General features: G+C 69.8%; 27 protein-coding genes. 16 read left to right on the top strand and 11 right to left on the bottom strand.

What is annotated here, in order from left to right; all coding sequences use genetic code 11:
* The first annotated feature begins 5 nt into the window (after window positions 1-5).
* Genes ccoG through EJP69_RS10500 form a run of 5 tightly spaced genes read left to right on the top strand, consistent with a single transcriptional unit; the run spans window position 6 to window position 4148 of the window.
* A complete protein-coding gene (gene ccoG / locus EJP69_RS10480; RefSeq protein ID WP_126469920.1) occupies window positions 6-1433 on the top strand; it encodes a cytochrome c oxidase accessory protein CcoG in 1428 nt (475 codons plus the stop codon).
* Window positions 1434-1463: 30 nt separating this feature from the next.
* Entirely contained in the window at window positions 1464-1760 is a 297-nt protein-coding gene (locus EJP69_RS10485; protein WP_126469922.1) for a FixH family protein, read from the top strand.
* Window positions 1757-2023: a hypothetical protein gene (locus EJP69_RS10490; protein WP_093196533.1), complete on the top strand. Its 267-nt coding sequence runs from the start codon at window positions 1757-1759 to the stop codon at window positions 2021-2023. The genes EJP69_RS10485 and EJP69_RS10490 overlap by 4 nt, the downstream gene beginning before the upstream one ends.
* Window positions 2020-3444 (top strand): oxygen-independent coproporphyrinogen III oxidase, encoded by a 1425-nt coding sequence (gene hemN / locus EJP69_RS10495; RefSeq protein ID WP_126469924.1) that lies wholly within the window; start codon window positions 2020-2022, stop codon window positions 3442-3444. The genes EJP69_RS10490 and hemN overlap by 4 nt, the downstream gene beginning before the upstream one ends.
* A 2-nt stretch (window positions 3445-3446) precedes the next feature.
* Complete coding sequence (locus tag EJP69_RS10500) at window positions 3447-4148, top strand: sulfite exporter TauE/SafE family protein (protein WP_126469926.1); 702 nt, start codon at window positions 3447-3449, stop codon at window positions 4146-4148.
* 162 nt (window positions 4149-4310) lie between these two features.
* On the opposite strand, the gene EJP69_RS10505 is transcribed toward EJP69_RS10500, so the two are convergent.
* Entirely contained in the window at window positions 4311-4526 is a 216-nt protein-coding gene (locus EJP69_RS10505; RefSeq protein ID WP_176947385.1) for a YgaP family membrane protein, read from the bottom strand.
* Window positions 4527-4716: 190 nt separating this feature from the next.
* On the opposite strand from EJP69_RS10505, the gene EJP69_RS10510 reads away from it, so the two are divergent.
* Complete coding sequence (locus EJP69_RS10510; RefSeq protein WP_126469928.1) at window positions 4717-5541, top strand: universal stress protein; 825 nt, start codon at window positions 4717-4719, stop codon at window positions 5539-5541.
* Between the two features lie 7 nt (window positions 5542-5548).
* Complete coding sequence (locus EJP69_RS10515) at window positions 5549-6901, top strand: MBL fold metallo-hydrolase RNA specificity domain-containing protein (protein WP_126469930.1); 1353 nt, start codon at window positions 5549-5551, stop codon at window positions 6899-6901.
* Window positions 6902-6923: 22 nt separating this feature from the next.
* Here EJP69_RS10515 and EJP69_RS10520 read toward each other — a convergent pair whose 3' ends face one another.
* From EJP69_RS10520 to EJP69_RS10530, 3 genes are all read right to left on the bottom strand, one after another.
* Window positions 6924-7913, bottom strand: a complete 990-nt coding sequence (locus EJP69_RS10520) for a zinc-dependent alcohol dehydrogenase family protein (protein ID WP_126471061.1) — start codon at window positions 7911-7913, stop codon at window positions 6924-6926.
* 76 nt (window positions 7914-7989) lie between these two features.
* Entirely contained in the window at window positions 7990-8643 is a 654-nt protein-coding gene (locus tag EJP69_RS10525; RefSeq protein WP_126469932.1) for a BON domain-containing protein, read from the bottom strand.
* A gap of 154 nt (window positions 8644-8797) precedes the next feature.
* Window positions 8798-9301 (bottom strand): Rossmann-fold NAD(P)-binding domain-containing protein, encoded by a 504-nt coding sequence (locus EJP69_RS10530; RefSeq protein ID WP_093196499.1) that lies wholly within the window; start codon window positions 9299-9301, stop codon window positions 8798-8800.
* Between the two features lie 235 nt (window positions 9302-9536).
* Here EJP69_RS10530 and EJP69_RS10535 point away from each other — a divergent pair, with 235 nt between their 5' ends.
* Window positions 9537-10307, top strand: a complete 771-nt coding sequence (locus tag EJP69_RS10535) for a Crp/Fnr family transcriptional regulator (protein ID WP_093196497.1) — start codon at window positions 9537-9539, stop codon at window positions 10305-10307.
* An 18-nt stretch (window positions 10308-10325) separates the two neighbouring features.
* Here EJP69_RS10535 and EJP69_RS10540 read toward each other — a convergent pair whose 3' ends face one another.
* Window positions 10326-12449 carry a PAS domain S-box protein gene (locus EJP69_RS10540; protein ID WP_126469934.1) on the bottom strand — a complete coding sequence of 708 codons (2124 nt, stop codon included), beginning with the start codon at window positions 12447-12449 and terminating at the stop codon, window positions 10326-10328.
* Window positions 12442-13173, bottom strand: a complete 732-nt coding sequence (locus EJP69_RS10545) for a winged helix-turn-helix domain-containing protein (protein ID WP_093196493.1) — start codon at window positions 13171-13173, stop codon at window positions 12442-12444. The genes EJP69_RS10540 and EJP69_RS10545 overlap by 8 nt, the downstream gene beginning before the upstream one ends.
* A 314-nt stretch (window positions 13174-13487) precedes the next feature.
* Here EJP69_RS10545 and EJP69_RS10550 point away from each other — a divergent pair, with 314 nt between their 5' ends.
* From EJP69_RS10550 to EJP69_RS10560, 3 genes are read left to right on the top strand one after another with little or no spacing between them, the layout of a single operon-like run.
* Entirely contained in the window at window positions 13488-14672 is a 1185-nt protein-coding gene (locus EJP69_RS10550; RefSeq protein WP_093196491.1) for a DesA family fatty acid desaturase, read from the top strand.
* Between the two features lie 25 nt (window positions 14673-14697).
* A complete protein-coding gene (locus EJP69_RS10555) occupies window positions 14698-15090 on the top strand; it encodes an RT0821/Lpp0805 family surface protein (protein ID WP_093196489.1) in 393 nt (130 codons plus the stop codon).
* A gap of 24 nt (window positions 15091-15114) precedes the next feature.
* Window positions 15115-16071 carry a hypothetical protein gene (locus EJP69_RS10560; RefSeq protein WP_126469936.1) on the top strand — a complete coding sequence of 319 codons (957 nt, stop codon included), beginning with the start codon at window positions 15115-15117 and terminating at the stop codon, window positions 16069-16071.
* 14 nt (window positions 16072-16085) lie between these two features.
* On the opposite strand, the gene EJP69_RS10565 is transcribed toward EJP69_RS10560, so the two are convergent.
* Window positions 16086-17348: a DUF4010 domain-containing protein gene (locus tag EJP69_RS10565; RefSeq protein WP_126469938.1), complete on the bottom strand. Its 1263-nt coding sequence runs from the start codon at window positions 17346-17348 to the stop codon at window positions 16086-16088.
* Window positions 17349-17450: 102 nt separating this feature from the next.
* On the opposite strand from EJP69_RS10565, the gene EJP69_RS10570 reads away from it, so the two are divergent.
* From EJP69_RS10570 to EJP69_RS10585, 4 genes are all read left to right on the top strand, one after another.
* On the top strand, window positions 17451-18488 hold the full coding sequence (locus EJP69_RS10570; RefSeq protein ID WP_126469941.1) for a zinc-dependent alcohol dehydrogenase family protein: 1038 nt from the start codon (window positions 17451-17453) through the stop codon (window positions 18486-18488).
* A gap of 64 nt (window positions 18489-18552) precedes the next feature.
* Window positions 18553-18783, top strand: coding sequence for a hypothetical protein (locus tag EJP69_RS10575; RefSeq protein ID WP_093196483.1), 231 nt, complete (start codon window positions 18553-18555; stop codon window positions 18781-18783).
* Between the two features lie 90 nt (window positions 18784-18873).
* Window positions 18874-19713, top strand: a complete 840-nt coding sequence (locus EJP69_RS10580) for a universal stress protein (protein WP_126469943.1) — start codon at window positions 18874-18876, stop codon at window positions 19711-19713.
* 64 nt (window positions 19714-19777) lie between these two features.
* Complete coding sequence (locus EJP69_RS10585) at window positions 19778-21337, top strand: bifunctional aminoglycoside phosphotransferase/ATP-binding protein (RefSeq protein ID WP_126469945.1); 1560 nt, start codon at window positions 19778-19780, stop codon at window positions 21335-21337.
* A gap of 7 nt (window positions 21338-21344) precedes the next feature.
* On the opposite strand, the gene EJP69_RS10590 is transcribed toward EJP69_RS10585, so the two are convergent.
* On the bottom strand, window positions 21345-21851 hold the full coding sequence (locus EJP69_RS10590; protein WP_126469947.1) for a universal stress protein: 507 nt from the start codon (window positions 21849-21851) through the stop codon (window positions 21345-21347).
* A gap of 125 nt (window positions 21852-21976) precedes the next feature.
* On the opposite strand from EJP69_RS10590, the gene EJP69_RS10595 reads away from it, so the two are divergent.
* The gene (locus tag EJP69_RS10595) at window positions 21977-22561 is read left to right on the top strand and encodes a hemerythrin domain-containing protein (protein ID WP_093196475.1); all 585 of its coding nucleotides are present in this window, start codon (window positions 21977-21979) and stop codon (window positions 22559-22561) included.
* Window positions 22562-22601: 40 nt separating this feature from the next.
* Here EJP69_RS10595 and EJP69_RS10600 read toward each other — a convergent pair whose 3' ends face one another.
* Genes EJP69_RS10600 through EJP69_RS10610 form a run of 3 tightly spaced genes read right to left on the bottom strand, consistent with a single transcriptional unit; the run spans window position 22602 to window position 25076 of the window.
* Entirely contained in the window at window positions 22602-22976 is a 375-nt protein-coding gene (locus EJP69_RS10600; protein WP_093196473.1) for a TraR/DksA family transcriptional regulator, read from the bottom strand.
* Window positions 22977-23032: 56 nt separating this feature from the next.
* Window positions 23033-24496: a trypsin-like peptidase domain-containing protein gene (locus EJP69_RS10605; RefSeq protein WP_126469949.1), complete on the bottom strand. Its 1464-nt coding sequence runs from the start codon at window positions 24494-24496 to the stop codon at window positions 23033-23035.
* Window positions 24497-24548: 52 nt separating this feature from the next.
* On the bottom strand, window positions 24549-25076 hold the full coding sequence (locus EJP69_RS10610) for a flavodoxin family protein (protein WP_126469951.1): 528 nt from the start codon (window positions 25074-25076) through the stop codon (window positions 24549-24551).
* Window positions 25077-25241 lie beyond the last annotated feature (165 nt).

Here is a 25241-nt window from a genome sequence, read left to right on the forward strand (position 1 = left end):
CAGCCATGACCCGGAAGATCATTCCCATTGCAAGCACGAGCGTGAGCGCGGGCGGCGGCGAGGAGGTCGGCCTCTACGAGGCCACGAAGAAGATCTACCCCCGCACCGTGCGCGGCATGTTCGCGCGCTGGCGATGGGCCATGGTCTTTCTCACGCAACTGGTGTTCTACGGCATGCCGTGGATGGAGTGGGGCGGACGCCAGATGGTGCTGTTCGACCTCGCGGCGCGGCGCTTCTACATCTTCGGGCTGGTGCTCTATCCGCAGGACCTGATCTATCTCTCGGGCCTGCTGGTCATCAGCGCGCTGTCGCTCTTCCTGTTCACCGCGGTGGCGGGACGGCTGTGGTGCGGCTATGCCTGCCCGCAGACCGTCTACACCGAAATCTTCATGTGGGTGGAGCACCGGATCGAGGGCAACCGCGTCGCGCGCATGCGGCTGGACGCCGAGCCGATGTCGCTCGAGAAGCTGGTGAAGAAGTGGTTCAAGCACATCGTCTGGATCGGCATCGCGATGTGGACCGGCTTCACCTTCGTGGGCTACTTCACGCCCATCCGCGAGCTGGGCATGGCCTTCCTGCAGACGCAGATGGGTTCGTGGGAAGTCTTCTGGGTCTTCTTCTACGGCTTCGCGACGTACGGCAACGCGGGCTTCATGCGCGAGCAGGTCTGCAAGTACATGTGCCCCTACGCGCGCTTCCAGAGCGCGATGTTCGACCGCGACACGCTGATCGTCAGCTACGACCCGAAGCGCGGGGAGCCTCGCGCTCCGCGCCGCAAGGGCCCGGATCCGCGCACGCTGGCGCTGGGCGACTGCATCGACTGCGGCCTGTGCGTGCAGGTGTGCCCGACCGGCATCGACATCCGCAAGGGTCTTCAATACGAATGCATCGGCTGCGGCCTCTGCGTGGATGCGTGCGACACCGTGATGCAGAAGATGGCCTATCCGCGCCGGCTGATCCGCTACGACACGCAGAACGGCATGGAAGCCGGCTGGTCGCGCCGGCAACTGTTGCGGCGCGTGCTGCGGCCGCGCGTGCTGGTCTACGCGGCGATCCTGGCGGTGCTGGTGGCCGGGCTGCTGGCGAGCCTCGTCGTGCGCACGCCGTTCAAGGTCGACGTGGTGCGCGACCGCGCCTCGCTGGCGCGCATCGCCGAGGGCGGGCGGCTGGAGAACGTCTACCGCCTGCAGATCATGAACGCCACCGAGCAGCCGCAGCGCTACCGCATCGCGGCCACGGGCCTGGAGGGGCTGAGCGTGTCGCCGGACGAGCCGGTGACCGTCGATGCGGCCCAGTCGCGGTGGGTTGCCGTGCGGCTCCAGGTGCCGTATGGCGCGGTTCCTGCCGGTTCTCACGCGGTGCACTTCAGCATCCGCGAAGAGGGCGGCGGAGCGCAGGTTTCCGAAAAGGCGGCCTTCCTTGTGCCGCGCTGAGAGGTCGACATGAATGCAGCAGCAACCACGATGAACGCAAAGGCAAAGGACAGCACGCAAGGGCCGGCAGCCCGGCCCTGGTGGCGCTATCCGCTGTTGTGGATGGTGATCGGCGGCCCGCTGGCCGTGATGGTCGCGAGCTTCGTGACCTTCTGGCTCGCATGGCGCAGCCCGGACGCGCTGGTGTCCGAGGACTACTACCGCGAGGGCGTCGAGATCAACAGGACGCTGGCCGCGAAGAAGCTTCTGCCCGCGCTGGCCGGCCGCAACCACGCGACCACGCCGGCGGACGACGTGCCGCTGCCGGCCCGGAAGGCGGCGCCATGAACGGTTTTCGCCAGTTCGCGGCCGTGTTGTGGCCTTCCTTCCTGGTGGCCTGCGGCATGGAGGTGCTGGTGTTCGCGCTCGTCGATCCCATCAACACGTTCTGCGGCGCCGACGCGCTGCGCATGTCGCGCCAGGGCATCTACACCGGTGCCTTCTTCGTCTTCTGGCTGATGGCGGCGGCGTCGAGCGCATGCACCGCGCTGCTCGCAGGCCCTCTTGCGCCTGAAGGCTCCGAAGCTTCCCTTGGGACGCCCCTGCAATGACTTCCGCCGCTTTCGCTCCTGTTCCCGCCGCCACCGCCGATGCCGGACCGGTTGCGCTGCCCGTCGACCTGCTGCGGCAGTTCGACGTTCCCGGACCGCGCTACACCTCGTACCCCACGGCGGACCGGTTCGTCGAGGCCTTCGGGGCCGACGAATACGCGCAGGCGCTGCGCCGACGGCGCGAGGCGGGCGCGCTGGCGCCGCCGCTGTCGCTGTATGTCCATATCCCGTTCTGCGAGTCGCTGTGCTACTACTGCGCGTGCAACAAGATCGTCACCCGGCACCATGAGCGCGGCCGCCAGTACCTGGCCGACCTGGCGCGCGAGGCGGAACTCCAGGCCGCGCAGTTGGGCCGGGGCGCCACCGTCGGCCATCTGCACCTGGGGGGAGGCTCGCCCACATTCCTGGACGATTCGGAGCTCGGCGAACTCATGGCGCTGCTGCACCGGTCCTTCGCCTTCGTGCCCGGCGGCGAGCGCTCCATCGAGATCGATCCGCGCACGGTGGACGCGAGCCGGCTCTCGAACCTCGCCGCGCTGGGCTTCAACCGCCTGAGCTTCGGCGTGCAGGACTTCGATCCGGCGGTCCAGCAGGCCGTGCATCGCATCCAGCCGGCGCACCAGGTCTTCGCACTGATGGCCGCCGCGCGCGAGCTGGGCTTCGAGTCGATCAACGTCGACCTGATCTACGGCCTGCCGCGCCAGGACGACGCTTCGTTCGAGCGCACGCTGGCGCAGGTCCGCGAGCTGAGGCCCGATCGCATCGCGCTCTACGCCTATGCGCACCTGCCCGAGCGCTTCAAGCCGCAGCGGCGCATTTGCGTCGCGGAGCTGCCGGACGCCGCCGCACGGGTGCGCATGCTCGCAAGCGCGATCGCGCGGCTCACCGAGGCAGGCTATGTCTACATCGGCATGGATCACTTCGCGCTGCCCGACGATCCCCTGGCCGTCGCCAGGAAGGAAGGCCGGCTGCATCGCGACTTCCAGGGTTACGGCACCCGGCCCGACGGCGACCTGATCGCCCTGGGCATCTCGGGCATCGGCCGAGTCGGCGCCACCTACAGCCAGAATGCCAAGAGCCTCGACGAGTACCGCGATCTTCTGGACCAGGGCCGCCTGCCGGTGGTGCGGGGCCTCGCGCTCTCGCGCGACGACCTGCTGCGGCGCGAGGTGATCATGGCGCTGATGTGCCGCGGCCGGATCGACTTCGACGCCATGGGCGAGTCGTTCGCCATCGACTTCCGGCGCTACTTCGCAGTCGAGTTCGCGGCGCTCGGGCCGCTGGTCGCCAATGGCCTGGTGCGGCTGAGCGACCACGACCTCGTCGTCACGCCGCAGGGCTGGTTCCTCGTGCGCGCGGTCGCCATGGTGTTCGACCGGTACTGCCGCGCGAACCGCTCGCGCTTTTCCCGCGTGGTCTGAGCATGCAGCTCGCGCTCGCCGGTGCCGCGCTTCTCATGGGCCTTGCAGGAGGACCGCACTGCGTCGCGATGTGCGGCGCGGCTTCGTCGGCGGTGATCCGGATCGTGCCGCTCGCGCCGGCGGGGCAGGGCGCGGCGACGGCATTCGCGGCGCCCGGGGCGTTCCATCTGGGGCGCATCGCGAGCTACGCGATCGCAGGCGCCATCGCCGCGGCGAGCGTCGACAGCCTGGCGCTGGCCAGCACCCGGGTCGCCGCGCTGCGGCCGCTCTGGGTGCTGCTGCATGTCTTCGTGTTCGCCTGGGGTGCGATGCTGGCCGCCACCGGACGGCAGCCGCTGTGGGCGCAGCGCATCGGCCGTTCGCTCGAATCGCGCCTTCGCCCGCACGCGGGCGGCACCTGGCTGGGCGTGCTCGCGACCGGACTTCTGTGGGTGGCGCTGCCGTGCGGGCTGCTCTATTCGGCGCTGATGCTGGCGGGGCTGGGCAACGGGCCGCTGCAGGGCGCTGCGCTGATGGCGTTGTTCGCGACCGGCAGCGGCATCTCGCTGCTCGCCGGGCCATGGCTCTGGCAGCGCCTGCGCCTGGCCGGCAACGGCACGCGCCAGGGCTGGGGTACCCGGGTGGCCGGCATGCTGCTGGCCGGCGTGGCGGTGCATGCCCTGTGGTCGGATCTCGTCCGGCAGATCGACGCCTGGTGCCGCTGAAGGAGCCTTGCGGTGATTCCTGCCGACGTCAGTCCAGCGTGATCCACCGGATGAACAGCTGCAGCACGAACCACAGGAAGGCCGCGCCCAGCGCGGCGCAGACGGCGGCGAGAAGCACGAGGTAGATGGACATCCGGTTTCCCTCGGTGCGTCGGTGCGGGTTCATTCCCGCCCTCGGCGCCCGTCGCGCGGCCCGGTGCTGAAGCCGAAGAGGGAGTAGACCGGGCAATTGCCGACCACGCCCGTCAGCAACGCCACCACGCCGAAGTAGCCCCAGAACCCGATGATTCCCTTGGCCGCCAGCGCGATCAGCAGCACGCCCGCACCGATGCGCAGCGCGCGGTCGAGGAGTCCGACATTGTTCGACAGGAAGGGCATGGACTTTCTCCTTGGACGGTGTGGAGAACATCTTGCGCGCGCGGGCATCGGGTGATGTTGAGATGGATCAAGCACCGGCATCCGCGCCATCGCCTCGCGGCGTGCGGCGGTTGATGCAGCGCAAGCCCGCGCGGGACACGCGGGCCTAAGGTCGCTCCCATCGCATTCCGCGCATCCAAGGAGAGCCTTCATGCAGACCCCGAAATCCATCCTGCTTCACCTCGACGGCTCGGCCCGCACGGCAGAGCGCATCAGGCTGGCCCGGCAGCTCGCCGAGACTTTCGACGCCGAAGTGACCGCTCAGCCTTGCACCCTGTCGGCGCTCATGCGCTACCCGTACGCCATCGAGGCGGCAGCCGAAGCGGTCGCGATCATGCAGGAGATCGACAAGGAAGCACGCGACAGGATGCATGCCGCATTCATGACGCACGGCGCGGGCTCGCCGCGCCTGCACTGGGCCGAACCTGAGAGCGACGGCCCCTGGGCATTCGCGCGGCGTGCCCTCTATGCCGACCTGCTGGTCCTCGGCCAGCGCGACCGCAACGACCCGATGGACGGCGAGCTGCCCGGCGACTTCCTGCCCAGCGTGCTGGTGGACAGCGGCCGGCCGGCGCTGGTGCTGCCCTATGCGGGTCCGGTCGGTCCCATCGGCCGCACCGTGCTTGTCGCATGGAAGGAAACCCGCGAGTCCGCGCGCGCGGTGACGGCCGCGTTGCCATGGCTGCGCAAGGCGGCCCGCGTGCATGCCGTGGCCTACGGCGAGGGCGCGCAGGCATCGCTCGGGCGCCTGCAGGACTATCTCCGGATGCAGGGCGTTCACGACCTCTCCCTGCATCCCGGCGGCGACAAGGAAGACGATGTCGGCAACAGGCTGCTGTCCTTCGCCTCCGACGTGTCGGCCGACATGCTGGTGATGGGCTGCTACGGCCACAGCCGGGCGCGCGAATGGGTGCTGGGCGGAGCCACGCTGTCCATGCTCCAGTGGATGACGCTGCCCGTGCTGATGTCGCATTGAGGCCGCCGTGCGCATCGACTTTCTCGGCGGCACGGGCACCGTCACCGGCTCGAAGTACCTGCTGACGCACGAGGGCCGGCGGCTGCTGGTCGACTGCGGGTTGTTCCAGGGCCTGAAGCAGCTGCGCCTGCGCAACTGGGACGAGCTGCCGGTCGACCCCGCCGGCATCGACGCCGTGCTGCTTACGCATGCGCACATGGATCACAGCGGCTTCGTGCCGCGGCTGGTCCGGCTCGGCTTCAAGGGCAGGGTGTACTGCAGCGCGGCCACCCGTGAACTCTGCGAACTGCTGCTGCCCGACTCGGGCCGCCTGCAGGAAGAAGACGCCGATTTCGCCAACCGCCACGGCCGCTCGAAGCACAAGCCCGCGCTGCCTCTCTACACGGAAGAGGACGCCCGTGCCGCCCTGAAGCGCTTCGAGCCCGTCGGGTTCGCACAGGAGTGCTCCCCGTGGCCAGGCTGGTCCTGGCAGCTGCGCAGGGCCGGCCACATCCTCGGCGCGGCCAGCCTGCGCATCGGCTGGGAAGGCTCCAGCATCCTGTTCTCGGGCGACCTGGGGCGCAACGACGACCTGCTGATGCGTCCGCCCGAGGCGGCAGCCGCCGCGGACTACGTGGTGGTGGAGTCGACCTACGGCGACCGCAGGCATCCCGCCGCGGACACGCTCTCCGAGCTGGCCGGAGTGATCAACCGCACGGCCGCGCGCGGCGGCATCGTGGTGATACCGGCCTTTGCCGTGGGGCGCGCGCAGACGCTGCTGCATTGCATCCAGCTGCTCAAGCAGGCGCGGCGCATTCCCGACATGCCGGTCTACCTGAACAGCCCGATGGCGGCGGACGCCACACGCATCTACCGCAGGCATCTGGATGAACACCGCCTGAGCGCCGAACAGTGCGCCGCGATGCAGGGAAAGACCATCATCGTCAACACGATCGAGGAGTCCCGCCGGCTGAACAGCCTGGGCTTTCCGTCGATCATCGTCTCGGCCAGCGGCATGGCCACCGGCGGACGGGTGCTGCATCACCTGAAGGCCTATGCGCCCGATGCCCGCAACACGATCCTGTTCGCGGGCTTCCAGGCCGCGGGCACGCGAGGCGCGGCAATGGTGGGCGGCGTCGACGCGATCAAGATCCACGGCGCCTATGTGCCGGTGCGCGCGGAGGTCGCGAACCTCGAGACGCTGTCGGCCCATGCCGACCGCGACGAGCTGCTCGCCTGGCTCGGCACCCAGCGCTCGCCCCGCCGGGTGTTCGTGACCCATGGGGAGCCGGTGGCCTCCGATGCCTTGCGGCTGGCCATCGAGGAACGCCACGGCTGGCCGTGTACCGTGCCCGACTATCGCGAGTCGCGCGAACTCTGAAGCATGCCGCGGCTTTTCCCGGTCAGGGCACCAGGACTGCGGCTCCTTCGATGCGGCCGGCGCGCAGGTCGGCCAGCGCTTCATTGGCCTGCGAGAGCGGATAGGTCCTGACGTGCACCTGCAGCGGATGAGTCTGCGCGAAGTCGAGGAACTCCCTTGCATCGGCGCGCGTGAGGTTCGCCACCGACACCACGCTGCGCTCCTCCCACAGCAGCCGGTAGGGAAAGGCCGGAATGTCGCTCATGTGGATTCCTCCGCACACGACCCGGCCGCCCTTGCGCACCGCGCGCAATGCGGCCGGCACCAGCTCGCCGGCGGGTGCGAAGACGATGGCTGCGTCAAGCGGCTCCGGCGGGCGCTCGTTCGAGCCGCCGGCCCATGCGGCGCCGACGCGGCGCGCGAAGTCCTGGGTCCTCGGGTCTCCCGGGCGGGTGAAAGCGCAGACCGTGCGCCCCTGCGCCACTGCGGCCTGCGTCACCAGGTGCGCCGCAGCGCCGAAACCGAAGATGCCCAGCCGATGCGCGTCTTCGCCCGCCGCCTTCAGGCTGCGCCAGCCGATCAGGCCCGCGCAGAGCAGCGGGGCGATGCGGGCGGCATCGGTTTCATGCATGTCCAGCGGCAGGCAGAACGCGGCCTCGGCGATCACGTGGCTCGCGAAGCCGCCGTCGCGGTGGTAGCCGGTGAATCGCGGCGCGTCGCAGAGGTTCTCGTGGCCGTCCTCGCAGAACGCGCAGCAGCCGCAGCTGTGGCCCAGCCAGGGCACGCCCACGCGGTCGCCCAGCCTGAAGCCCGTTGCGCCGGAACCGATGGCCTCCACCACGCCCACGATCTCGTGGCCCGGAACGATCGGCAGCACCGGCAGCGGCAGTTCGCCGTCGACGATGTGCAGGTCGGTGCGGCAGACCGCGCAGGCCAGCACGCGCAGGCGCAACTCGCCCGGGCCGGGTTCGGGGATATTGCGTCTCTCCATCTCCAGCGGGAGCAGTGCGGCGCTCAGCGTCATGGCGCGCATGGTCGGCACGCTTCGCAAGCCGTGGGCCGGGGCGGCCTGCACGGAGGAGATCGCACGCATGTCGGCTCGCCCGGATTCAGGCGTCCACGAGCAGGTCGTTCACCACCACGGTGACACCCGGGGTGGCCCACGCGGCACCCTGCACCGCGTCGCGTTCGGTCCAGGAGTGCACAGTGCCGCGCAGCGTGACATGCGAGCCGTCGACCAGGATGGAGAGCTTGCGGGCCTCGCGGTCGGCCTGGCGCGAGAGCGCCTCGTGGATCTTCTGCTCGACGTCGGCGGGCGTCACCTTGGGCTTGACCTTCACGAGGTTCGACACGCCGGTCACGCCCATCAGGTTGCGCACTGCGATCTCGGCGGCGCTGCGCTGGTACTCCCACTCGACCTCACCGCTGAGCGTGAGCCAGCCTTTCTCCACCATGGGGCGGATCTTGCCGTCGGGCACGAGCACGTTCCATTCGAGCGCGCGCTCGGCCGCAAGGGCGATGTCGGCGTCGGTGCGCTGGTTGTCGAAGGGCAGCTTCACCGTCAGCTCGACGGCCAGTGCCTTCACGCCGTGCACGCGCTGCGCGGCGCGTTCGACGGCATATTTCTCGGCGTAGCTGGCGAGGTGGCCGGTGAGGGTGGCCACGCCGTCCTTGACGATCACGCCGATGTCGGAGGACTTGACGTCGGGTGCCCAGGTGAGTTCGGCCTGGATGTCGTCGCGCAGTTGGGTATCGGTCTTCATGAAGGTTCCTTGCAATGGATGGATGAAGGGCGGTCGTCGCGCAAGCCGTGGCAACCGTGGAATCCACTGTAGGAAGGGCGCGCCCGGTCCGTCTTGCGCTGGATCAAGGGGCATGGGGGCGGCGAGCGCACGGCGCGGGACGTGCCCGCCGGGCTCAGGCGATGGCGTCCAGCAGCAGCGCCTGCAGCACGAAGCGCCGGTTGTCGGCCAGCGGCATCGCGTCCCCGAGCAGTTCCGCGAGCCGGTCGGCCGGATGGTCCTTCGTGGCGGCTCCGTCGAACACCGGGATTCCCGCATGCAGCCCGATGTGCCGCACGAGCACGGGGTCCAGGCCCTGGCATTCCACCGCCTCGTAGAGGCGGCCGAGCATGCGTGCCGTGTGCTGCACTTCCTGCGGCGTGCTCGCGCGGGACAGGCTCGAGCGCATCACGGCGACGTGGGCGCCCAGTTCCTCGGCGGCCCGGCGGAACAGTGCCTGCGCCTCGTCGGGCTGCGTCTCGCACAACAACCCCAGGTTCTTGCCGCGCAGCAACTGGCGCGTGGTCCCGTCCAGCGCTGCGCGCTGGAGGATGCGCGCGTGGCTGAGCAGGCTCGCCACGTTCAGCGGGGAGAGCTGGAGTTCGGCCTCGGGACTGCAGGCGTTGTTGGATGGGGGCATGTCAATGGTCAATGTGTGACTCGCCGAGGCTAAGCCGGCCGGAGGTCCCGGGCTTGATGCAGGTCAAGGCACGAGACGCGACTGCGTGACTTGCTGCATGTCGCACTCCGTTGATACACACCGGACACATTGCATTCACCGAGCGTTACGCGCCGATTCCGGCCGTTGTCATTGCATTGCCGATGGGTTCCTAGCATTCCTGCATCGAAACGCGAAGACCACCAAGGAGTCCCAGATGCTCAACGCCGCCATCCCCTCGACGAACGCCGCGGTCCCGACCGTGCAGGCCCAGGTCGGCATCGGCCGGGATTGCACGGGACAGCAAAGCACCGCCGACACGCTGAAGCTGCTCTGCGAACAGCTCAGGCCGCAGCGCCGCGTCGTCCACGCGGGCGATACGATCTACCAGGCGGGCGAGCGCTTCGGCAACCTCTACATCCTGAACTCCGGCTTCTTCAAGATCGTGAATCTCTCGGCCGACGGGCGCGAGCAGGTGGTGGGCCTCAAGTTCCGCGGCGACTGGCTCGGCTTCGACGGCATCGCAAGCGGGCGGTACTCGTGCGACGCCGTCGCCATGGACACCGGTGAGATCTGGGTCGTCTCGTACGAGGCCCTGCTGGCGGCCTGCGCCGCGCATCCCGCCTTGCTGCAGGTGCTGCATGCCGCCATGAGCCGCGAGATCGCGCACGACCGGGATTCGCTGATGTCGGTCTGTACGCTGCCGGCGGACGCTCGCGTGGCCGACTTCCTGCGCTACTGGGCGGAGACGCTGGCCGAGCGCGGCATGCGCACCGACGAGATCACGCTGCGCATGACGCGCGCCGAGATCGGCAACTACCTGGGCATGACGCTCGAGAGCGTCAGCCGCGCGCTGTCGCGGCTGGCCCGCGACAACGTCATCGGATTCGCAACGAAGGGGCGGCGCGACGTGCAGATTCCCGACGTGGGCGCCCTGTCGGCCTTCGTGCAGCGCTGCCTGGCGCCCGCGCCGGCCATGCTCCAGTAGAGCCTGTCTCCAGCGCGTTCAGACGCGGCTGGCCAGCACCCTGGCCATGGCCCGCGCTAGTTCGGAGCGCGTATAGGGCTTGCGCAACAGTTCCCAGCTCTGCGGCACTTCGCGGTCGGCGTCCAGCAGTTCCGACGAGAAGCCCGACATCAGCAGCACCGCCAGTTGCGGGAGCCGCTGCTGGACTTCGTAGGCCAGCCGGGTGCCGCGCATGCCGGCGCCCAGCGCGATGTCGCTCAGCAGCAGGTCGAACGGCCCGGTGCCCGCGTCGAGCGCGGACAGCGCCTGCTCGGCCGTGGCGGCAGTGAAGACCTCGCAGCCCAGCGTGGACAGAAACGTGTGCACCACCTTGCGGACTTCCGCGTCGTCCTCGACCAGCATCACGCGCAGTCCGGCCGGCACGGTCTCGTCGGTCGGTTCTTCCGGCGCGGCCGTTGGCCGTGCTTCCTCCTGCTGCGGCAGGTAGAGCGTCACCGTGGTGCCCTGGCCAGCCTTGCTGTCGATCGCGACCGCGCCGCGCGACTGGTTGACGAAGCCGTACACCGTGCTCAGGCCCAGGCCTGTGCCGCGGCCGGCCTCCTTGGTGGTGAAGAAGGGCTCGAACGCGCGCTCCTTCACTGCCTCGGACATGCCCGTGCCGCTGTCGGCAATGGAGATGGCGACGAAGCGCGTGGAGGCATCGCCCTGCGGCTCGTTGCGCTGGCCGCGCAGCGCCGTCGGCAAGGCCCCGCACGGCTCGGTGCGGAAGCGCAGCGTGCCGCCCTCGGGCATGGCGTCGCGCGCATTGATCGCGATGTTGAGCAGCGCCGACTCCAGCTGCCCCGGGTCGGCCACCACGGGTGGACAGCCGGGGGCGGTGTCGATCTCGATGCGGATGCGCTGGTCGAGCGTGCGGCGCAGCATGTCGGCCAGCGAGTGCAGCAGCGCGCGGGTGTCGACTGCGCTCGGCTGCAGCATCTGGCGGCGCGAGAAGGCCAGCAGCTTGCCGGTGAGCTCCGCGCCCCTTCGCGTGGCGCGGGCCGCGGCCGCCAGCAGCTGCTGCGCATAGCCGTCCTGTGCGAGCACGGGCAGCTCTTCCAGCACCTGGAGGTTGCCCTGGATCACGGTCAGGAGGTTGTTGAAGTCATGCGCGATGCCGCCCGTGAGTTGGCCGACGCTTTCGAGCCGCTGCGAATGATTGAGCGCTTCCTCGGTCTGCATGCGCTGCAGGCTGGTGGCGATCAGGCTGGAGAGCGAATCGAGAAAGCGCACCTCTTCGTCTCCGAAGCGCCTGGATTCCTTCGAGCGCACCGACAGCATGCCGATCACGCGCCCCCGGTCGGACAGCGGCACGGCGAGCGCGCTGACCAGCCCGGCCTCGAGATAGGCAGGGGGCACGCTGAAGCGGCTTTCTTGGGCGTAGTCCTGCACCACGACCGGCCGGCCCTGCGAGAACACGAAACCTGGTGGAGTGTCGGGCCGGTTGGCGATGCGCGCGCCGATCTCCTCGCCAGCGACCAGGCCGACGCCGCTGGCCACGCGAAACTCGGGGCGGGTGCTGTCGAGCAGCCACACCATCGCGACCTCGACCTGCAGCGCGGTGGTGATGATGGCCGGCACATGCTCCAGCACCACCTGCAGGTCGCGCGTGTCGACCGCCAGGCGTCCCAGCTGGGCCAGGTGCTCGCTGTAGCGCGCGCGCTGCAGCGCCTGCTTCACGCGCGGGTAGGCGCCGATGTCCCGGATGGCGGCCACCACGAACGGCAGGCCGTGGCTCTGCAGCGGGCTGAGCGCGATCTCGACCATGACCTCGCTGCCGTCCTTGCGCTTGGCCACCAGCTCCATGTGGGTGCCCATCGGGCGAGGGCGGGGTGCGTGTCCATACGCCTCGCGGTACGACGCGTGGCGCGGACGGATGCTGTCGGGCACAAGCACGTCGACGTTCAGGCCCACCAGTTCGTCCGCCGCGTAGCCCAGCAGCGCGGCCGCCGATGGGTTGGCCAGCATGATGCTGCCCGAGCGGTCCACGACCAGCAGCGAGTCGGGGTAGGCGACGAAGAGCGAGCGGAACACGCTGCCTTCGTCGAAGCCCTCGAAGCCCGCCGACGGGCCCTGCATGGGCGCGCCGGGCGGCAGCGACGGCCTGTCCGCGTTGTCAGCCATTGGAGACCGGCGGCACCAGGATGTAGCCTGCGCCCCGTACCGACTTGATGAGCTGCGGATCTTCCGCGTCCGCCTCGATCTTCCTGCGCAGGCGGCCGACCTGCACGTCGATCGTGCGATCGAATGGCGCCGCCTCGCGGCCACGCGTCTGTTCGAGCAGGAAGTCGCGCGAGAGCACGCGACCCGGATGGCGGGCAAAGGCCTGCAGCAGGTCGAACTCTCCGCCGGTGAGGGCCACTTCCTCTCCTTGCGGATTCCTCAGGCTGCGCGCGGCCGTATCGAGCTGCCAGCCGGCGAAGCGCAGCCTGTCGGGAGAGCCCGCCGAGGTTGCGGCGGCGGGTGCCGGCACTTCGGGCGCGATCCGCCGCAGAACTGCCTTCACGCGCGCAACCAGCTCGCGCAGGTCGAAGGGCTTGGTCACGTAGTCGTCGGCACCCACCTCGAGGCCGACCACCTTGTCCACCGCGTCGCCCCTGCCCGTGACGATGACCAGGCCGCAGCGGAAGCTCTCGCGCAGCCGGCGCGCAATCGAGAAGCCGTCTTCGCCCGGCAGGCCGAGATCGAGCAGCACGAGGTCCGCAGGGTCCGAGCTCATCAGCGACATGAGCGATCGTCCATCGTGGACCTGTGTGACGCGGAAACCGTGGCTCTGGAGGTAGTTGGCCAGCAGCAGCGTGATGTCAACCTCGTCGTCGAGCACCGCAATGTGGGAGGCTTGTTTCATGCGATGGCAGGAAGGAAATGGAATTCGGATGTCGTGGGCACCCTGTATCGCCGGGAGCGTAGCACGCACGCCCTGCTGCGGCATCCCCTGCAAGAGCCGTGGAAGGCCGTGTGCCAGGCTGCGGTGTCGGCGGGACCATCGGCAGTTCCAGATCTCCGGCATGTCGCGCCCTCCTGAAACGGGGCCTGCCACCGGCTCCGGCGCGGTGGGCGGGAAGATTCTTCCGCCGCGGTCTCGCACAGGCCTTGCGCCACATCAAGGCCGGTGCCGGGCGCGCTCCGCAGAATCGCGCGCACTCTGTTCACGAGGTACCCATGCATTCATTGCTCTATTCCGGCGTTCTCCATCTTCCATGGTGGGGCACGGTGCTGGCCGCGCTGGCGCTCACGCACGTCACCATCGCTTCGGTCACCATCTTCCTGCATCGCCACCAGGCGCATCGTGCGCTCGAGCTGCATCCGGCGGCGAGCCATTTCTTCCGCTTCTGGCTGTGGCTGACCACCGGCATGGTCACCCGGGAATGGGCCGCCGTGCACCGCAAGCACCACGCGAAGTGCGAGACCCCGGAAGACCCGCACAGCCCCCAGGTGCACGGGCTCAACCGCGTGCTGTGGGGCGGCGTGTTCTTCTACATGCGCGAGGCGAGGCAGGCGCAGACCCTGGAGCGCTACGGCCACGGCACGCCCGACGACTGGCTGGAGCGCAGGCTCTATTCGAAGCACAAGATTCTCGGCATCGTGCTGATGGGCCTTGCGGACATGGCGCTCTTCGGCGTGGTGCCGGGCGGCCTGGTCCTGCTCGTGCAGATCGCTTGGATTCCCTTCTGGGCAGCGGGCGTCGTCAACGGCATCGGCCACTACTGGGGTTACCGCAACTGGCCCGCACGCGACGCCAGCACGAACATCTTTCCGGTGGGCATCCTGATCGGCGGGGAGGAGCTGCACAACAACCACCACGCCTTTCCCGCATCGGCCAAGCTTTCGAACAGGTGGTTCGAGTTCGACATCGGCTGGCTCTACATCCGCGTGCTGCAGGCCCTCGGTCTGGCGAAGGTGAAGCATGTGGCACCCGTGCCGCGCCTCGTCGCGCCGAAGGCGAACATCGACCTCGCCACGGTGCAGGCGGTCATCCGCTGCCACTACGACGTGCTTTCCAACTACACGCGCTCGCTGAAGAAGGCCTGCGTGGCCGAGCTCGACCGCCTGCGCCGCATGTCGCCGGAGGCCGCGCGCGCGCTGAAGACGGTGAAGCCGTGGCTCGGCAAGGACCAGGCGCTGCTCGGTCCGTCCCGCTACAGGCAGGTGGTGCAGGCGTTGAATGCATCGCAGGCGCTGGCTACGATGTATTCGATGCGCGGGGAGCTGACGGCCTTGTGGAGCCGTTCCACCTCCACCGGCGACCAGCTCGCCAGGCAACTGCAGGACTGGTGCCAGCGCGCAGAGGCGAGCGGCATCGTGCCGCTGGTCGACTTTTCGCGCCGCCTGCGTTCCTACGCCTGAGCGAGGCGGCGCCAAGGAGATGCGGATGAAGCTCGTGCCGGCTATTTGCGTTTCGTGTGCCGCGATGGCGATGGCGCTGGCCGGCTGCGCAGGCTTTTCCTCGCAGGCGCCGGCCGGCGGCACGCTCACCGGATCGCTGGCGGGTGCCGCGCCGGGCAGCGTGGCAGCCAGGGCGATGGACGACGGCGACCGCCGCCGCGCCGCGAGCGCACTGGAGACCCTGGCGAACGGCGAGTCGTCGGCCTGGCGCAATCGCGAGACCGGAGACAGCTTCGTGTTCACTCCCACGAGCAGCGTCGAGCGACGCGGCGAACGGTGCCGCGACTTCAGGCTCGAAGTGGTCGCCGGCGGGCGGCCCGACAGCATCGGCGGCAGCGCCTGCCGGCAGCCCGATGGTTCCTGGCGCATCCCGGGCTGAGGCCCGGCAGTCCGGAGTCCGGCCATGATCCGGCGGTTCGACGTCTGCAACGGCGATGCCGACGGGCTTTGCGCCGCGGTGCAATGGCGGCTGCACGATCCCGGCCAGGCCGAGCTGGTGACGGGGCTCAAGCGCGACATCACGCTGCTCGGCCGAGTTCCCGCACGGGTGGGCGACGAGGTCAACGTGTTCGACATCTCGATGCAGCGCAACCGCGCCGACCTGACGCGCCTGCTCGAAGAGGGGGCGTGCGTGCGCTACTTCGACCACCACGCGGCCGGCGAGATGCCCTCGCATCCGCGCCTGGAAGCGCACATCGACGAGGCGAGCGACGTCTGCAGCAGCCTGCTGGTCGATCGCCACCTGGGCGGCGCGCATCGCGCCTGGGCGCTGGTCGGCATCTACGGCGACAACATGGGCGCTGTGGCCGATGGGCTCGCGCTCGGCAGCGGCTTCGAGCCCGGCGACTGCGCAGGCCTGCGGCGGCTGGGCGTGCTGATCAACTACAACGCCTACGGCGACCATGAACGGGACGTCTGCATCGCGCCCAGGCTGCTGTTCCCGCTGATGGCGCGCTATCGGGACCCGCGCGACATGCTGGCGCACGAGAGCATCGTCGACGAGATCGATGCGCTGCGCCATGACGACCTGCGCAAGGCCTCCAGCGCCGCCACGCTCTGGCATGGGCCCCGTGGCAGCGTGCGCGTGCTGCCCGATTCGCCCTGGAGCCGGCGCGTGATGGGCTGCCTTGCCAACGAGCTGGCCAACGCGGAGCCCGAGCTGGCCCATGCGGTGTTGAAGGTGGAGGGCGACGGCTATGTCGCGAGCGTGCGTGCGCCGCTGGTGCTTCCGGGCGGCGCCCACGCGCTGTGCAGCCGCTTCGGCGGCGCCGGCCGTTCGCGCGCCGCCGGCATCGACCGGTTGCCACGCGGGGAGCTGTCGCGCTTCGTCGAGGCGTTCGCCAAGACGTCCTGGGGCTGACGGCGTCTCGCTGCTCAATGCAGCAACCGGAAACCGGCAGCCGCAATCCAGCCGCACGCCAGGCTCGCGGCCAGCGCGGCTGCCACGCGCAGGGCGTAGACCCGGCCACCGGTCGCCAGTGCCACGGCGCAGCGTGTGAGCGTGTTGGTTCCGACCGCCAGCAGCATGCCCCGGACGAAGTGATCCGTCGACAGCGTGCCCGCCGCATGCAGCGAGGCGAGCGAGGCCACGGGTGCATGCGCGTCGGCCAATGCGGCGAGCGCGATGCCGATCCGCAGGCCGGTGTCGCCGAAGTACCGCTGGGCCGAGCCCACCAGCAACGCGACCAGAGCCAGGGCAACGGCGATGGCCAGCGCTTCGCGGGGACGCAGCGCGCTGCGCGTGCCGGCCGGCGCTTCGACGGGCACCGGCGGCGGAGCGGACCGCAGCGGCAGCAGGCCCACGGCCCCTGCGCCCGCCGCACCGGCAAGGGCCACGGGCAATAGCGCGAGACCGGCCCGCGGCGACAGCGCGAAAGTCATCGTCAGGGCCAGTGCCCACGTGGCCACGGCCGACAGGCCCGCGGCGCCGGCCAGCAGGCCCGCGTGCTGCGGCTGCTCGCGTGCACGGTTGCCGAACGAGGCCACGGTGGCCGTGCTCGACACGAACCCGGACGCGAAGCCCAGGCCCAGCAGGCCGCCGCGCGCGCCCAGCCAGCGCACCGCGGCCTGGCCCGCGGCCTGTATCGCCATGATCAGCAGCACCATCGCCGCCAGAGGCCGTGCCGCGATGCCACCGAGCATCTCTATGGGGTGCGCGGGAATCAGCGGCAGCGCGATCAGGGCGAGCGCCGCCAGCAGCACGCCGTCGTGCAGCTCCTGCTCGCTGAGCAGCTCCGTCGCGAAGCGGTGCAGCCGGCGCCTTGCAGCCAGCAGCAGCGCGAGGCCGGTTCCGCAGGCCGCGCCGAGCGACGGCGACATGACGCACAGCACACCGATCAGATAGGTGGCGAACAGGGAGATCTCGGTGGTCATGCCCGGGTCGGGCGAGCGGCTCTTCCAGTGCGACACGGCTGCCAGCGTGGCGACGAGCGCTGCTCCGATGGGAACGAGCGCCGCAACGGGCAAGGTCTGCGCAATCGCACCGGCCAGCGCCACGATGGCGAAAGTGCGCAGGCCGGCGGCCGCGCGGCGGTCGCCGTCGCCCTTGCGGCGCTCGCGCTCGATGCCGACCACCAGCCCGATGCCCAGTGCCACGGCCAGCCCGACGATCGCCGACGAAGGACTGAGGTTGTTCATGCAACCAGTGTCCCCGGCGGCCATGTCGCGTCAAGGCTGTCCCGGGCCGATTCCTTGCGCTAGCTCAAGGGCGGGCAACGCAGGCGCGCATAACGTGTGGGCATGAAAGCACTCGTATACCAGGGCCCCGGTCTCAAGTCGCTCGAGGACCGTCCAATGCCCGAGATCCAGGCGTCGGGCGACGCCATCGTGCGCATCCTGAAGACGACCATCTGCGGCACGGACCTGCACATCCTCAAGGGCGATGTGCCCAGCTGCGCGCCAGGCCGAATCCTGGGGCACGAGGGCGTGGGCGTGGTCGAGAGCGTCGGCGCGGCCGTGAGCGCATTCCGTCCTGGCGATCAAGTGCTGATCTCGTGCATCTCCTCGTGCGGCAAGTGCGAGAGCTGCCGCCGCGGCATGTATTCGCACTGCGCGAGCGGCGGCTGGATCCTGGGCAACACCATCGACGGCACGCAGGCGGAGTACGTACGCATCCCGCATGCGGACACCAGCCTCTACCCGGTGCCGCCCGGCGCGGACGAAGAGGCGCTGGTGATGCTCAGCGACATCCTGCCGACCGGCTTCGAGTGCGGCGTGCTCAACGGCAAGGTCGCGCCCGGCAGTACCGTGGCCATCGTGGGCGCCGGGCCGATCGGCCTGGCCACGCTGCTCACGGCGCAGTTCTATTCGCCGTCGCAGGTCATCCTGATCGACCTGGACGACGGCCGGCTCGAGGTCGCGCGCCGCTTCGGCGCGACGCACACCATCAACAGCACCGACGGACGGGCGGCCGAGGCAGTGCTCGCATTGACCGGCGGCCGGGGCGTCGACGTGTCGATCGAGGCCGTGGGCATACCGGCTACCTTCGTGCTGTGCCAGGACATCGTGGCACCCGGCGGCACCATCGCGAACATCGGTGTCCATGGACACCCGGCAGACCTTCACCTGGAGCGGCTGTGGTCGCAGAACGTCGCGATCACCACGCGCCTGGTCGACACCGTCTCGACGCCTATGCTGCTGAAGACGGTGCAGTCGCGCAAGGTGGACCCGGCACGGCTGATCACGCACCGCTTCAAGCTCGACCGCGTCCTGGACGCCTACGACACCTTCGCGCGCGCGGCGCAGACGCACGCGCTCAAGGTGATCATCGAGGCGTAGGGACGCCGATGAAGAGCACAGGAAGCACACCCCTTGTGGATCCCCGACCCTGGAGACGCTTCGCATGACCAACGATTCCTTCTCGACAATTCCGGCGACACCGGAGCCCCTGGGCGCCCGATACCTTCAGGCGGCGACGAGCTGGCAGATGGCCGTCGCCAGGAGCGTCCTGCTGGCGCAGTTGGGGCAGTGGGAAATCCTCGCAGCTTGGTGGCGCGGAACAGCCGCCGCACAGCACGAGCTGGTGGACCAATGGATCTGCCGCTTCGGCGGCGGCGTGCCGCTGGACGGCTAGGCGGGCGAGCATCCACCCGGCATTCGCCCAACATCCATCCGATCTTGATTCCTGCGCCGGGACGCGGCGCGCCACCCTGCGGGGCCATCCATGAACTTCAGAACCATCCTCGTCCACCTGGACCCATCGACCCGCTGCCCCGAGCGCGCCGCGTTGGCGGCACGGTGGGCGCGTTCGCACGAGAGCCACCTCACCGGGTTGATTCCCACGGGCCTCTACGACGGCGTGATTCCCGCCAGTGCCATCGCCACGGGCATGACCGACTACATCGCCGAGTCCGCCGACTACCTGCGCCGGCGCGCCGAGGGCATCGCGCGGGAGTTCAGGCAGGGCATCGCCGCGTCCGGGCCGCTGTCGTACGAGGTGCAACTGGTCGACGGCCTCACGGTGGACGCCGTTGTGCGCCACGGGCACGCGAGCGACCTGGTGGTGATCGGGCAGAGCGACGGCTCGAACCGTGGGGACACCACCGTGCACGGCCTCGCCGAGCAGGTGCTGATGGACGTGGGCCGGCCGGTGCTGGTCGTTCCGTCCGTGGGCGAGTTCTCCGGCGTGCCGAAGGGCGTCGTCGTGGCCTGGGACGGCTCGCGCGAGGCGGCGGTGGCGATGCATGCGGCATTGCCGGCGTTGCGCGGCGCGCGAGTCACGCTCCTGTCGCTGCGCCATCCGCGCGACGAGGAAGACGCGCAGCGGCGGCTGCTGCCCGACATGATCCAGTTCCTGCTGCGCCACGGCGTGCAGGCGCGCGCGGAGTCGGAAGTGACCGAGACAGGCATCGCCGATGCGCTGCTGTCGAGGGTCGCCGACCTGGGCGCCGAGCTGCTGGTGATGGGCGGCTACGGCCATTCGCGCCTGCGCGAGCGGATACTGGGGGGCGTGACGCAGCAGATCCTTGCGCAGATGACGGTGCCGGTCCTGATCGCGCATTGAGCCGCGCCGGGCGCGGGCGGCGCCAACTCGTCCTTTCGTCGTTTCGCCACTTCCCTGCGCCCTCATGGACACCACGCTCGTCGACGCCTTGCGCAATGAACTCCAGCGAGAAACAGGGCAACCCGTGGCGCTGGTGGAGACGCACATCTCCTGGGTACTGCTGACGCATGCGCTGGCCGTCAAGCTCAAGAAGCCGGTGCGCCTGCCGTTCGTGGACTTCGGCAGCGTCGAGGCCCGCAAGCACTTCTGCGAGGAGGAGCTCCGACTGAACCGGCGCTTTGCCCCATCGCTGTACATCGACGTGGCGCCGGTCTGCGGCACGCGCGAGGCGCCGCGCATCGCAGGCCAGGGAGAGCCGATCGACCATGTGGTGCGCATGCGGCGCTTTGCCGAGTCCTCGCTTCTGCGCAACCTGCTGGTCGCGGACGCGCTGCAGCCGGCACTGCTCGACGGCTTCGCGCAGCGGCTGGCGTCGCTGCACCGGGAGGCGGAGCGGGCAGCACCGCTGTCGGGCTTCGGAAGTCCCGACCTGATCGCTCGCACGGCGACCGACGTGCTGGCCGCGTTGCAGGCGCATGCGCAGGCACGCGAGGGCGACGGCTGCGTCGTCGCCCTCGCCGAGCTGGGCAGATGGATCGGCGAGCAGGGCGATGCGTTGCGCATGGCCTGGATCGCCCGCCAGCAGGGCGGCGCGGTGCGCGAATGCCACGGCGACCTGCACACGGCCAACGTGGTGCTGGTCGACGGCGCGCTCGCGCCCTTCGACTGCATCGAGTTCGATCCGGCGCTGCGCTGGATCGACGTCATGAGCGACGTCGCCTTCCTCACCATGGACCTGAAGGCCCATGGCCGCGGCGACCTCGCGGCGCGCTTCCTGGATGCATGGCTGCAGCACGTCGGCGACTATCCGGGGCTGCAGGTCTTGCGCTTCTACGAGGTCTACAGGGCCCTGGTGCGGGCCATGGCCTCGGGGTTGGGGCCAGCGGCGGCTGCCGCAGAAGGCCCCCGCCCCGACTACCTGGCGTGCGCGACACGGCTGATGGCGCAACCTGAAGGGGGAGCCCGCCTGATGATCGCGCACGGCCTCTCTGGTTCGGGAAAGTCCAGCGTCGCACTGCGGCTGCTGTGCGCCACCGGTGCCGTGCGCGTGCGCTCGGACGTGGAGCGCAAGCGCCTGTACGGCCTGGCCCCGCTGGCGCGCTCGGCCGCACACGGGCTCGACATCTACGGCAGCGATGCCACCAGGAAGACCTTCGAAAGGCTGCATGCGTGCGCCCGCGACGCGCTGCTGGCGGGCTATCCGGTGATCGTGGATGCGGCCTTCCTGCGCGCTGCCGAGCGGCGCAGCTTCGAGGCCCTGGCTACGGAGTTGCGCGTGCCTTTCACGATCCTGGACTGCAGCGCCTCGCCGGCCACGCTGCGCCGCCGCGTAGCCGAAAGGGACGCGACCGGTGCGGATGCATCCGAAGCCGGGCCCGTGGTGCTGGAGCGCCAGCTGGCGTGGCACGAACCGCTGGAGGCCGACGAACGGGCGGCGGCCATCGAGGTCTCCACGGAAGAGCCGGTGGACATGGCCCTGCTCGCAGCCCGCTGGCTCGCAGCGACCGTAGAGGGGCCGCGCTGATTGCCCGTCACTGGCTGGCCAGCTCTCCGCTCGGCAGGGTGAAGCGCTCATGCTCCGTCTTCGCGCTCTCGGGTGCGCGCACCAGCAGCACCGGCACGGGCGACATGCGCAGGATGTGCTCCGCGCTGCTGCCCATGACCCAGCGGCCGATGCCCCTGCGGCCGTGGGTGCCGATGACGATCAGGTCGGCCTTCCAGGCCTGTGCCGCGGCGATGACCTGGTCGTGAACGGTGCCCTTGAGGCTGTCGAGCAGCACGATGTCGGCCTCGACGCCTTCGGCCGAAGCCTTGGAGCGCGCGTCCTCGAGCAGCTTCCTGGCGTTGCCGCGCAGCTCCTCGAGCCAGTTGCCCGCGTAGCCCGCATACGCATCCATCGCCAGGGCGAAAGACAGCTCGTCGATGACATGCGCCACCCGCAGGCACCCGCCCGTGAGCTTCGCGAGCTGGATGGCCTCGGCCAGGCCGCGGGCGGACGTGGAACTGCCGTCGATGGGAACAAGAATTCGCTGGTACATGGCACGACTCCGGTCTGTTGATTGGACCGGTCCAGTATCCGGAGAGGAAGCGCGCGCGGCTTGACATTGATCAAGCCCGCTCGCCATGAAAGAGCGACCCTCGGGGCATGCACAGGAAGACCTACATGCCCCACGCCACCATCCGCATCATCCGCCAGGAGCATGCCGCGCTTGCCGCCATGCTGCGCTCCATCGTCATGCTGCTCGAGCAGCACCGCAAGAAGGGCACGCTGCCCGACTTCGCGACGCTCAGGGCCATGCTCTTCTACGTGGACGAGTTTCCCGAGAAGCGCCATCACCGCAAGGAAACGGAGCTGCTGTTCCCGAAGCTGCGCGCCAGGACGCCGATCTCGCGCGACCTGCTCGACAAGCTCGACGGCGACCATGCCAAGGGCGAGCGCAGGATCCGCAACGTGGAGCACGCGCTGCTCGCGTTCGAGATGCTCGGCGAATCGAGGCGCGAGGACTTCGAGCGCACGGTGGGGGAGTACGTCGACTTCTACCTGGACCACATGGCGCAGGAGGAGCGGGAGATCCTGCCATTGGCCGAGCGCGTGCTGACCGAGGACGACTGGCGAGAACTGGACGAGGCCTTCGCGCAGAACCGCGACCCGATGACCGGGCATGTGCCGGACCTCGAGTACAACGCGCTCTTCACGCGCATCGTCAACATCGTTCCGGCCCCCATCGGGCTGGGGCCGGCCCTGTAGGCCGGCGCGGCTCGGGGGAGGCTTTCCGGCTCCGGTGGCTTCAGCGCCGGTGGTGGGCTTCCATCGCCGTCTGGCAGGCCGCGCACCGGATGGCCGTGGGCTGGGCGAACAGCCGGGTGCGTGGAATCTCCGCGCGGCAGTCTTCGCAGACCCCGTAGCGTCCGTCCGAAAGGCGTGCGAGCGCGAGTTCGATTTCCTCCAGCCTGGTGCGGTCGATCTCGATCTCGGCCAGGTGCACGTCGGCGGCGCGTTCGGTCTCGGCTTCGTCGGCATGCGTGGTGACTTCGCGGTCGGCCCCTGCCGAGAGGAGTTCGGCCGTGGGGGCCGAGGCGCGGAGTTCTTCCAGAACCTGCCGCTTCATCAGTTCGAGCTGCTGGCCGAGTGCGCGGCGGTCTGCGGTGTCGAGGTGTCTCATGGCGTGTTGTCCTTGCGATGGGGAAACTGCTGGTGGGTGTCGTTTTCGCTTGCCGATCAGGAGCGGTCTCGGCGCGAGGCCGGAAGCCGGATTGCCACGTAGGCGAGCCGTTGGTCGCGCATCACCAGCAGCGCCACGGTGTTTCCCGCCGGCACCCGGCCCAGGGCCCGCCTGAAGTCGTCCGCGCGGTACAGCCTGGTGGTGTTCAGGGCAACGACCACGTCGCCTGCACGAATGCCTTCGCTGCGCGCGAGGCCCTCGGCCTCGCGCACCATCAGCCCGCTTTCCATGCGCAGCTGCAGTCGCTGCGCGGGGGAGATGTCGGCCAGGCTCAGGCCCAGGCCGTCCTTCCACTCGGATGGCGCGGCCGAGAAGGTCGTCGCTGCGGAGGCCGGCTGGGCCGCCAGCGTCGCCTGCAGGATGCGCGCGGCGCCTTCACGCCACACCTCGAGCCGCAGGCGGCTGCCGGGAGGGCGTTGCGTGATCTGCCGCGGAAGATCGATGAAGCGCGCGAGCGGCTTGCGGTCCAGGGCCAGCACGGCGTCGCCCTGCGCCAGGCCGGCCGCCTCCGCCGGGCTGCCGGCCTCGACGCGCACGACTAGCGCCCCCGTGGCCGCCGGCAGGCCGAACGACTGTGCCAGCGCGGGTGTCATTTCCTGGAACTCCGCGCCGAGGTAGGACCGTCGCACCGTGCCGTGCGCCTGCAGCTCGTCGGCGATGCGCATCGACAGGTTGATCGGTACCGCGAACGAAAGGCCCATGTAGCCGCCGCTGCCGCTGTAGATCATCGAGTTGATGCCCACGACTTCGCCCCGGCTGTTGAACAGGGGGCTGCCCGAGCTGCCCGGGTTGATGGCGACATCGGTCTGGATGAACGGGATCTCGCCCGCGCCGCCCATCACGCGGTCGATGGCGCTGACCACGCCCGCCGTCACGCTGCCATGGAAGCCGAAGGGCGAGCTGATGGCGGCCACCCAGTCGCCGGGGCCGAGCGTCGAGGAATCGCCGATGACGGCCACCGGCAGGGCCGTCGCGTCGATCTTCAGCAGGCCCACGTCGGTGCGCCTGTCGACGCCCACCACGCGCGCGGTGAAGCGGCGGCCGTCGTCGAGCCGGACCTGGACCTCGTCGATGTTCGTGACCACGTGGGCGCTCGTGAGGATCAGCCCGTCGTCGCGGATGATCACGCCCGAGGCGAGGTCGCGGATCTGGCTGATTCGTGCGCTCGCCGGCAGGGGCCAGGCCAGCCGGTCGGCGAAGTCGCGCTCCGGTGCTATCTCGAGCTCGATGTCCTGTGGGTTCTCGTCGCGCCCGACGCGCAGCGTGGCGATGTCGACCACCGATGCGCCGCGGCTTGCGACCAGCGAAGAAAAGCCAGGCGGTGGCGTCGGCCCTGCACTTCCGGCCGTGACCGGGGGCGCCGGTGTCGGCGTGGACCCCGGCGCGGCGCAGGCGCCGAGCAGGCAAGCGCCGGCGACGAGTGCACAGGCGAAGCGAGCGGTGAGGGCGGTGCGGTGCATCGCGCCAGCCTGGAGCAGAGGAACGGTCACGTCGATCCCGGTTGCGGCGTTCTCAGATCGACTGCGGCGACAGCGTGGCCGGGCGGGCCACTGCCTGCGGGTTCCTGGCGCTTCCGACGGCCGTGCCGAAGGCCTGCAGTCGCGCGGCACAACTGCCGTCGTCGACCTCGCGCATCGTGACGGAGGAACTCAGGATGGGAGCGCGGCCCAGGATGTCGGCGATCTCGGCCGCCGCGTTCGGTGCCCCCTGGCCTCCCATGACCGAGAGCACGGCGATGTCGGGCAGCCTGCCGCGCTGGCGGGCGACGAAGCTGCGCATGGGGCCGGCGAGCCTCAGCATCCAGATCGGCGAGACGAGCACCACTGCGTCGAAGTCGCCGGGAGGAGGGCCGTCGTAGCCGATGGCGGGCTGGCGGCGAAGGATGGAATCGAGCACGCAGCGCAGGCTGCCCATGGCGCCGCTGCGGGGACGCACCTCGGTGACGGTCGCGAGCTGCCAGTTCTGCTGGCTGCACAGGAGTTCCGCGACCCGGCGCGAAGTGCCGGTGTAGGAATAGACGATCACAAGGACGTTGTTCATGGCTGCCTCTGCTGGGTTGATGGCAACCAATGTAGGCAGCGCAGGGCGGCACGGGCTTGCGCTGCATCAAGGGCCGCCCATGGCGTGCCGGCGCGCCGCGGGCCTTCGATCCTTGATGCAGCGCAAGGCCCGGGGCCGGGGGCGCGAGGACCATCGGGGCACCGG

The organism is Variovorax gossypii, from assembly GCF_003965815.1.
Taxonomy (GTDB): domain Bacteria; phylum Pseudomonadota; class Gammaproteobacteria; order Burkholderiales; family Burkholderiaceae_C; genus Variovorax; species Variovorax gossypii.

Coding starts and splice junctions, on each gene's coding strand:
- EJP69_RS10510 (WP_126469928.1), top strand. CDS start 4,717: ATGCAGACCCCGAAATCCATCCTGCTTCACCTCGACGGCTCGGCCCGC.
- EJP69_RS10610 (WP_126469951.1), bottom strand. CDS start 25,076: ATGAACAACGTCCTTGTGATCGTCTATTCCTACACCGGCACTTCGCGC.
- EJP69_RS10520 (WP_126471061.1), bottom strand. CDS start 7,913: ATGCGCGCCATGACGCTGAGCGCCGCACTGCTCCCGCTGGAGATGGAG.
- EJP69_RS10555 (WP_093196489.1), top strand. CDS start 14,698: ATGAAGCTCGTGCCGGCTATTTGCGTTTCGTGTGCCGCGATGGCGATG.
- EJP69_RS10490 (WP_093196533.1), top strand. CDS start 1,757: ATGAACGGTTTTCGCCAGTTCGCGGCCGTGTTGTGGCCTTCCTTCCTG.
- EJP69_RS10575 (WP_093196483.1), top strand. CDS start 18,553: ATGACCAACGATTCCTTCTCGACAATTCCGGCGACACCGGAGCCCCTG.
- EJP69_RS10595 (WP_093196475.1), top strand. CDS start 21,977: ATGCCCCACGCCACCATCCGCATCATCCGCCAGGAGCATGCCGCGCTT.
- EJP69_RS10585 (WP_126469945.1), top strand. CDS start 19,778: ATGGACACCACGCTCGTCGACGCCTTGCGCAATGAACTCCAGCGAGAA.
- EJP69_RS10525 (WP_126469932.1), bottom strand. CDS start 8,643: ATGAAGACCGATACCCAACTGCGCGACGACATCCAGGCCGAACTCACC.
- EJP69_RS10600 (WP_093196473.1), bottom strand. CDS start 22,976: ATGAGACACCTCGACACCGCAGACCGCCGCGCACTCGGCCAGCAGCTC.
- ccoG (WP_126469920.1), top strand. CDS start 6: ATGACCCGGAAGATCATTCCCATTGCAAGCACGAGCGTGAGCGCGGGC.
- EJP69_RS10485 (WP_126469922.1), top strand. CDS start 1,464: ATGAACGCAAAGGCAAAGGACAGCACGCAAGGGCCGGCAGCCCGGCCC.
- EJP69_RS10550 (WP_093196491.1), top strand. CDS start 13,488: ATGCATTCATTGCTCTATTCCGGCGTTCTCCATCTTCCATGGTGGGGC.
- EJP69_RS10535 (WP_093196497.1), top strand. CDS start 9,537: ATGCTCAACGCCGCCATCCCCTCGACGAACGCCGCGGTCCCGACCGTG.
- EJP69_RS10500 (WP_126469926.1), top strand. CDS start 3,447: ATGCAGCTCGCGCTCGCCGGTGCCGCGCTTCTCATGGGCCTTGCAGGA.
- EJP69_RS10530 (WP_093196499.1), bottom strand. CDS start 9,301: ATGCCCCCATCCAACAACGCCTGCAGTCCCGAGGCCGAACTCCAGCTC.
- EJP69_RS10540 (WP_126469934.1), bottom strand. CDS start 12,449: ATGGCTGACAACGCGGACAGGCCGTCGCTGCCGCCCGGCGCGCCCATG.
- EJP69_RS10570 (WP_126469941.1), top strand. CDS start 17,451: ATGAAAGCACTCGTATACCAGGGCCCCGGTCTCAAGTCGCTCGAGGAC.
- EJP69_RS10605 (WP_126469949.1), bottom strand. CDS start 24,496: ATGCACCGCACCGCCCTCACCGCTCGCTTCGCCTGTGCACTCGTCGCC.
- EJP69_RS10545 (WP_093196493.1), bottom strand. CDS start 13,173: ATGAAACAAGCCTCCCACATTGCGGTGCTCGACGACGAGGTTGACATC.
- EJP69_RS10565 (WP_126469938.1), bottom strand. CDS start 17,348: ATGAACAACCTCAGTCCTTCGTCGGCGATCGTCGGGCTGGCCGTGGCA.
- EJP69_RS10580 (WP_126469943.1), top strand. CDS start 18,874: ATGAACTTCAGAACCATCCTCGTCCACCTGGACCCATCGACCCGCTGC.
- EJP69_RS10560 (WP_126469936.1), top strand. CDS start 15,115: ATGATCCGGCGGTTCGACGTCTGCAACGGCGATGCCGACGGGCTTTGC.
- EJP69_RS10590 (WP_126469947.1), bottom strand. CDS start 21,851: ATGTACCAGCGAATTCTTGTTCCCATCGACGGCAGTTCCACGTCCGCC.
- EJP69_RS10505 (WP_176947385.1), bottom strand. CDS start 4,526: ATGCCCTTCCTGTCGAACAATGTCGGACTCCTCGACCGCGCGCTGCGC.
- hemN (WP_126469924.1), top strand. CDS start 2,020: ATGACTTCCGCCGCTTTCGCTCCTGTTCCCGCCGCCACCGCCGATGCC.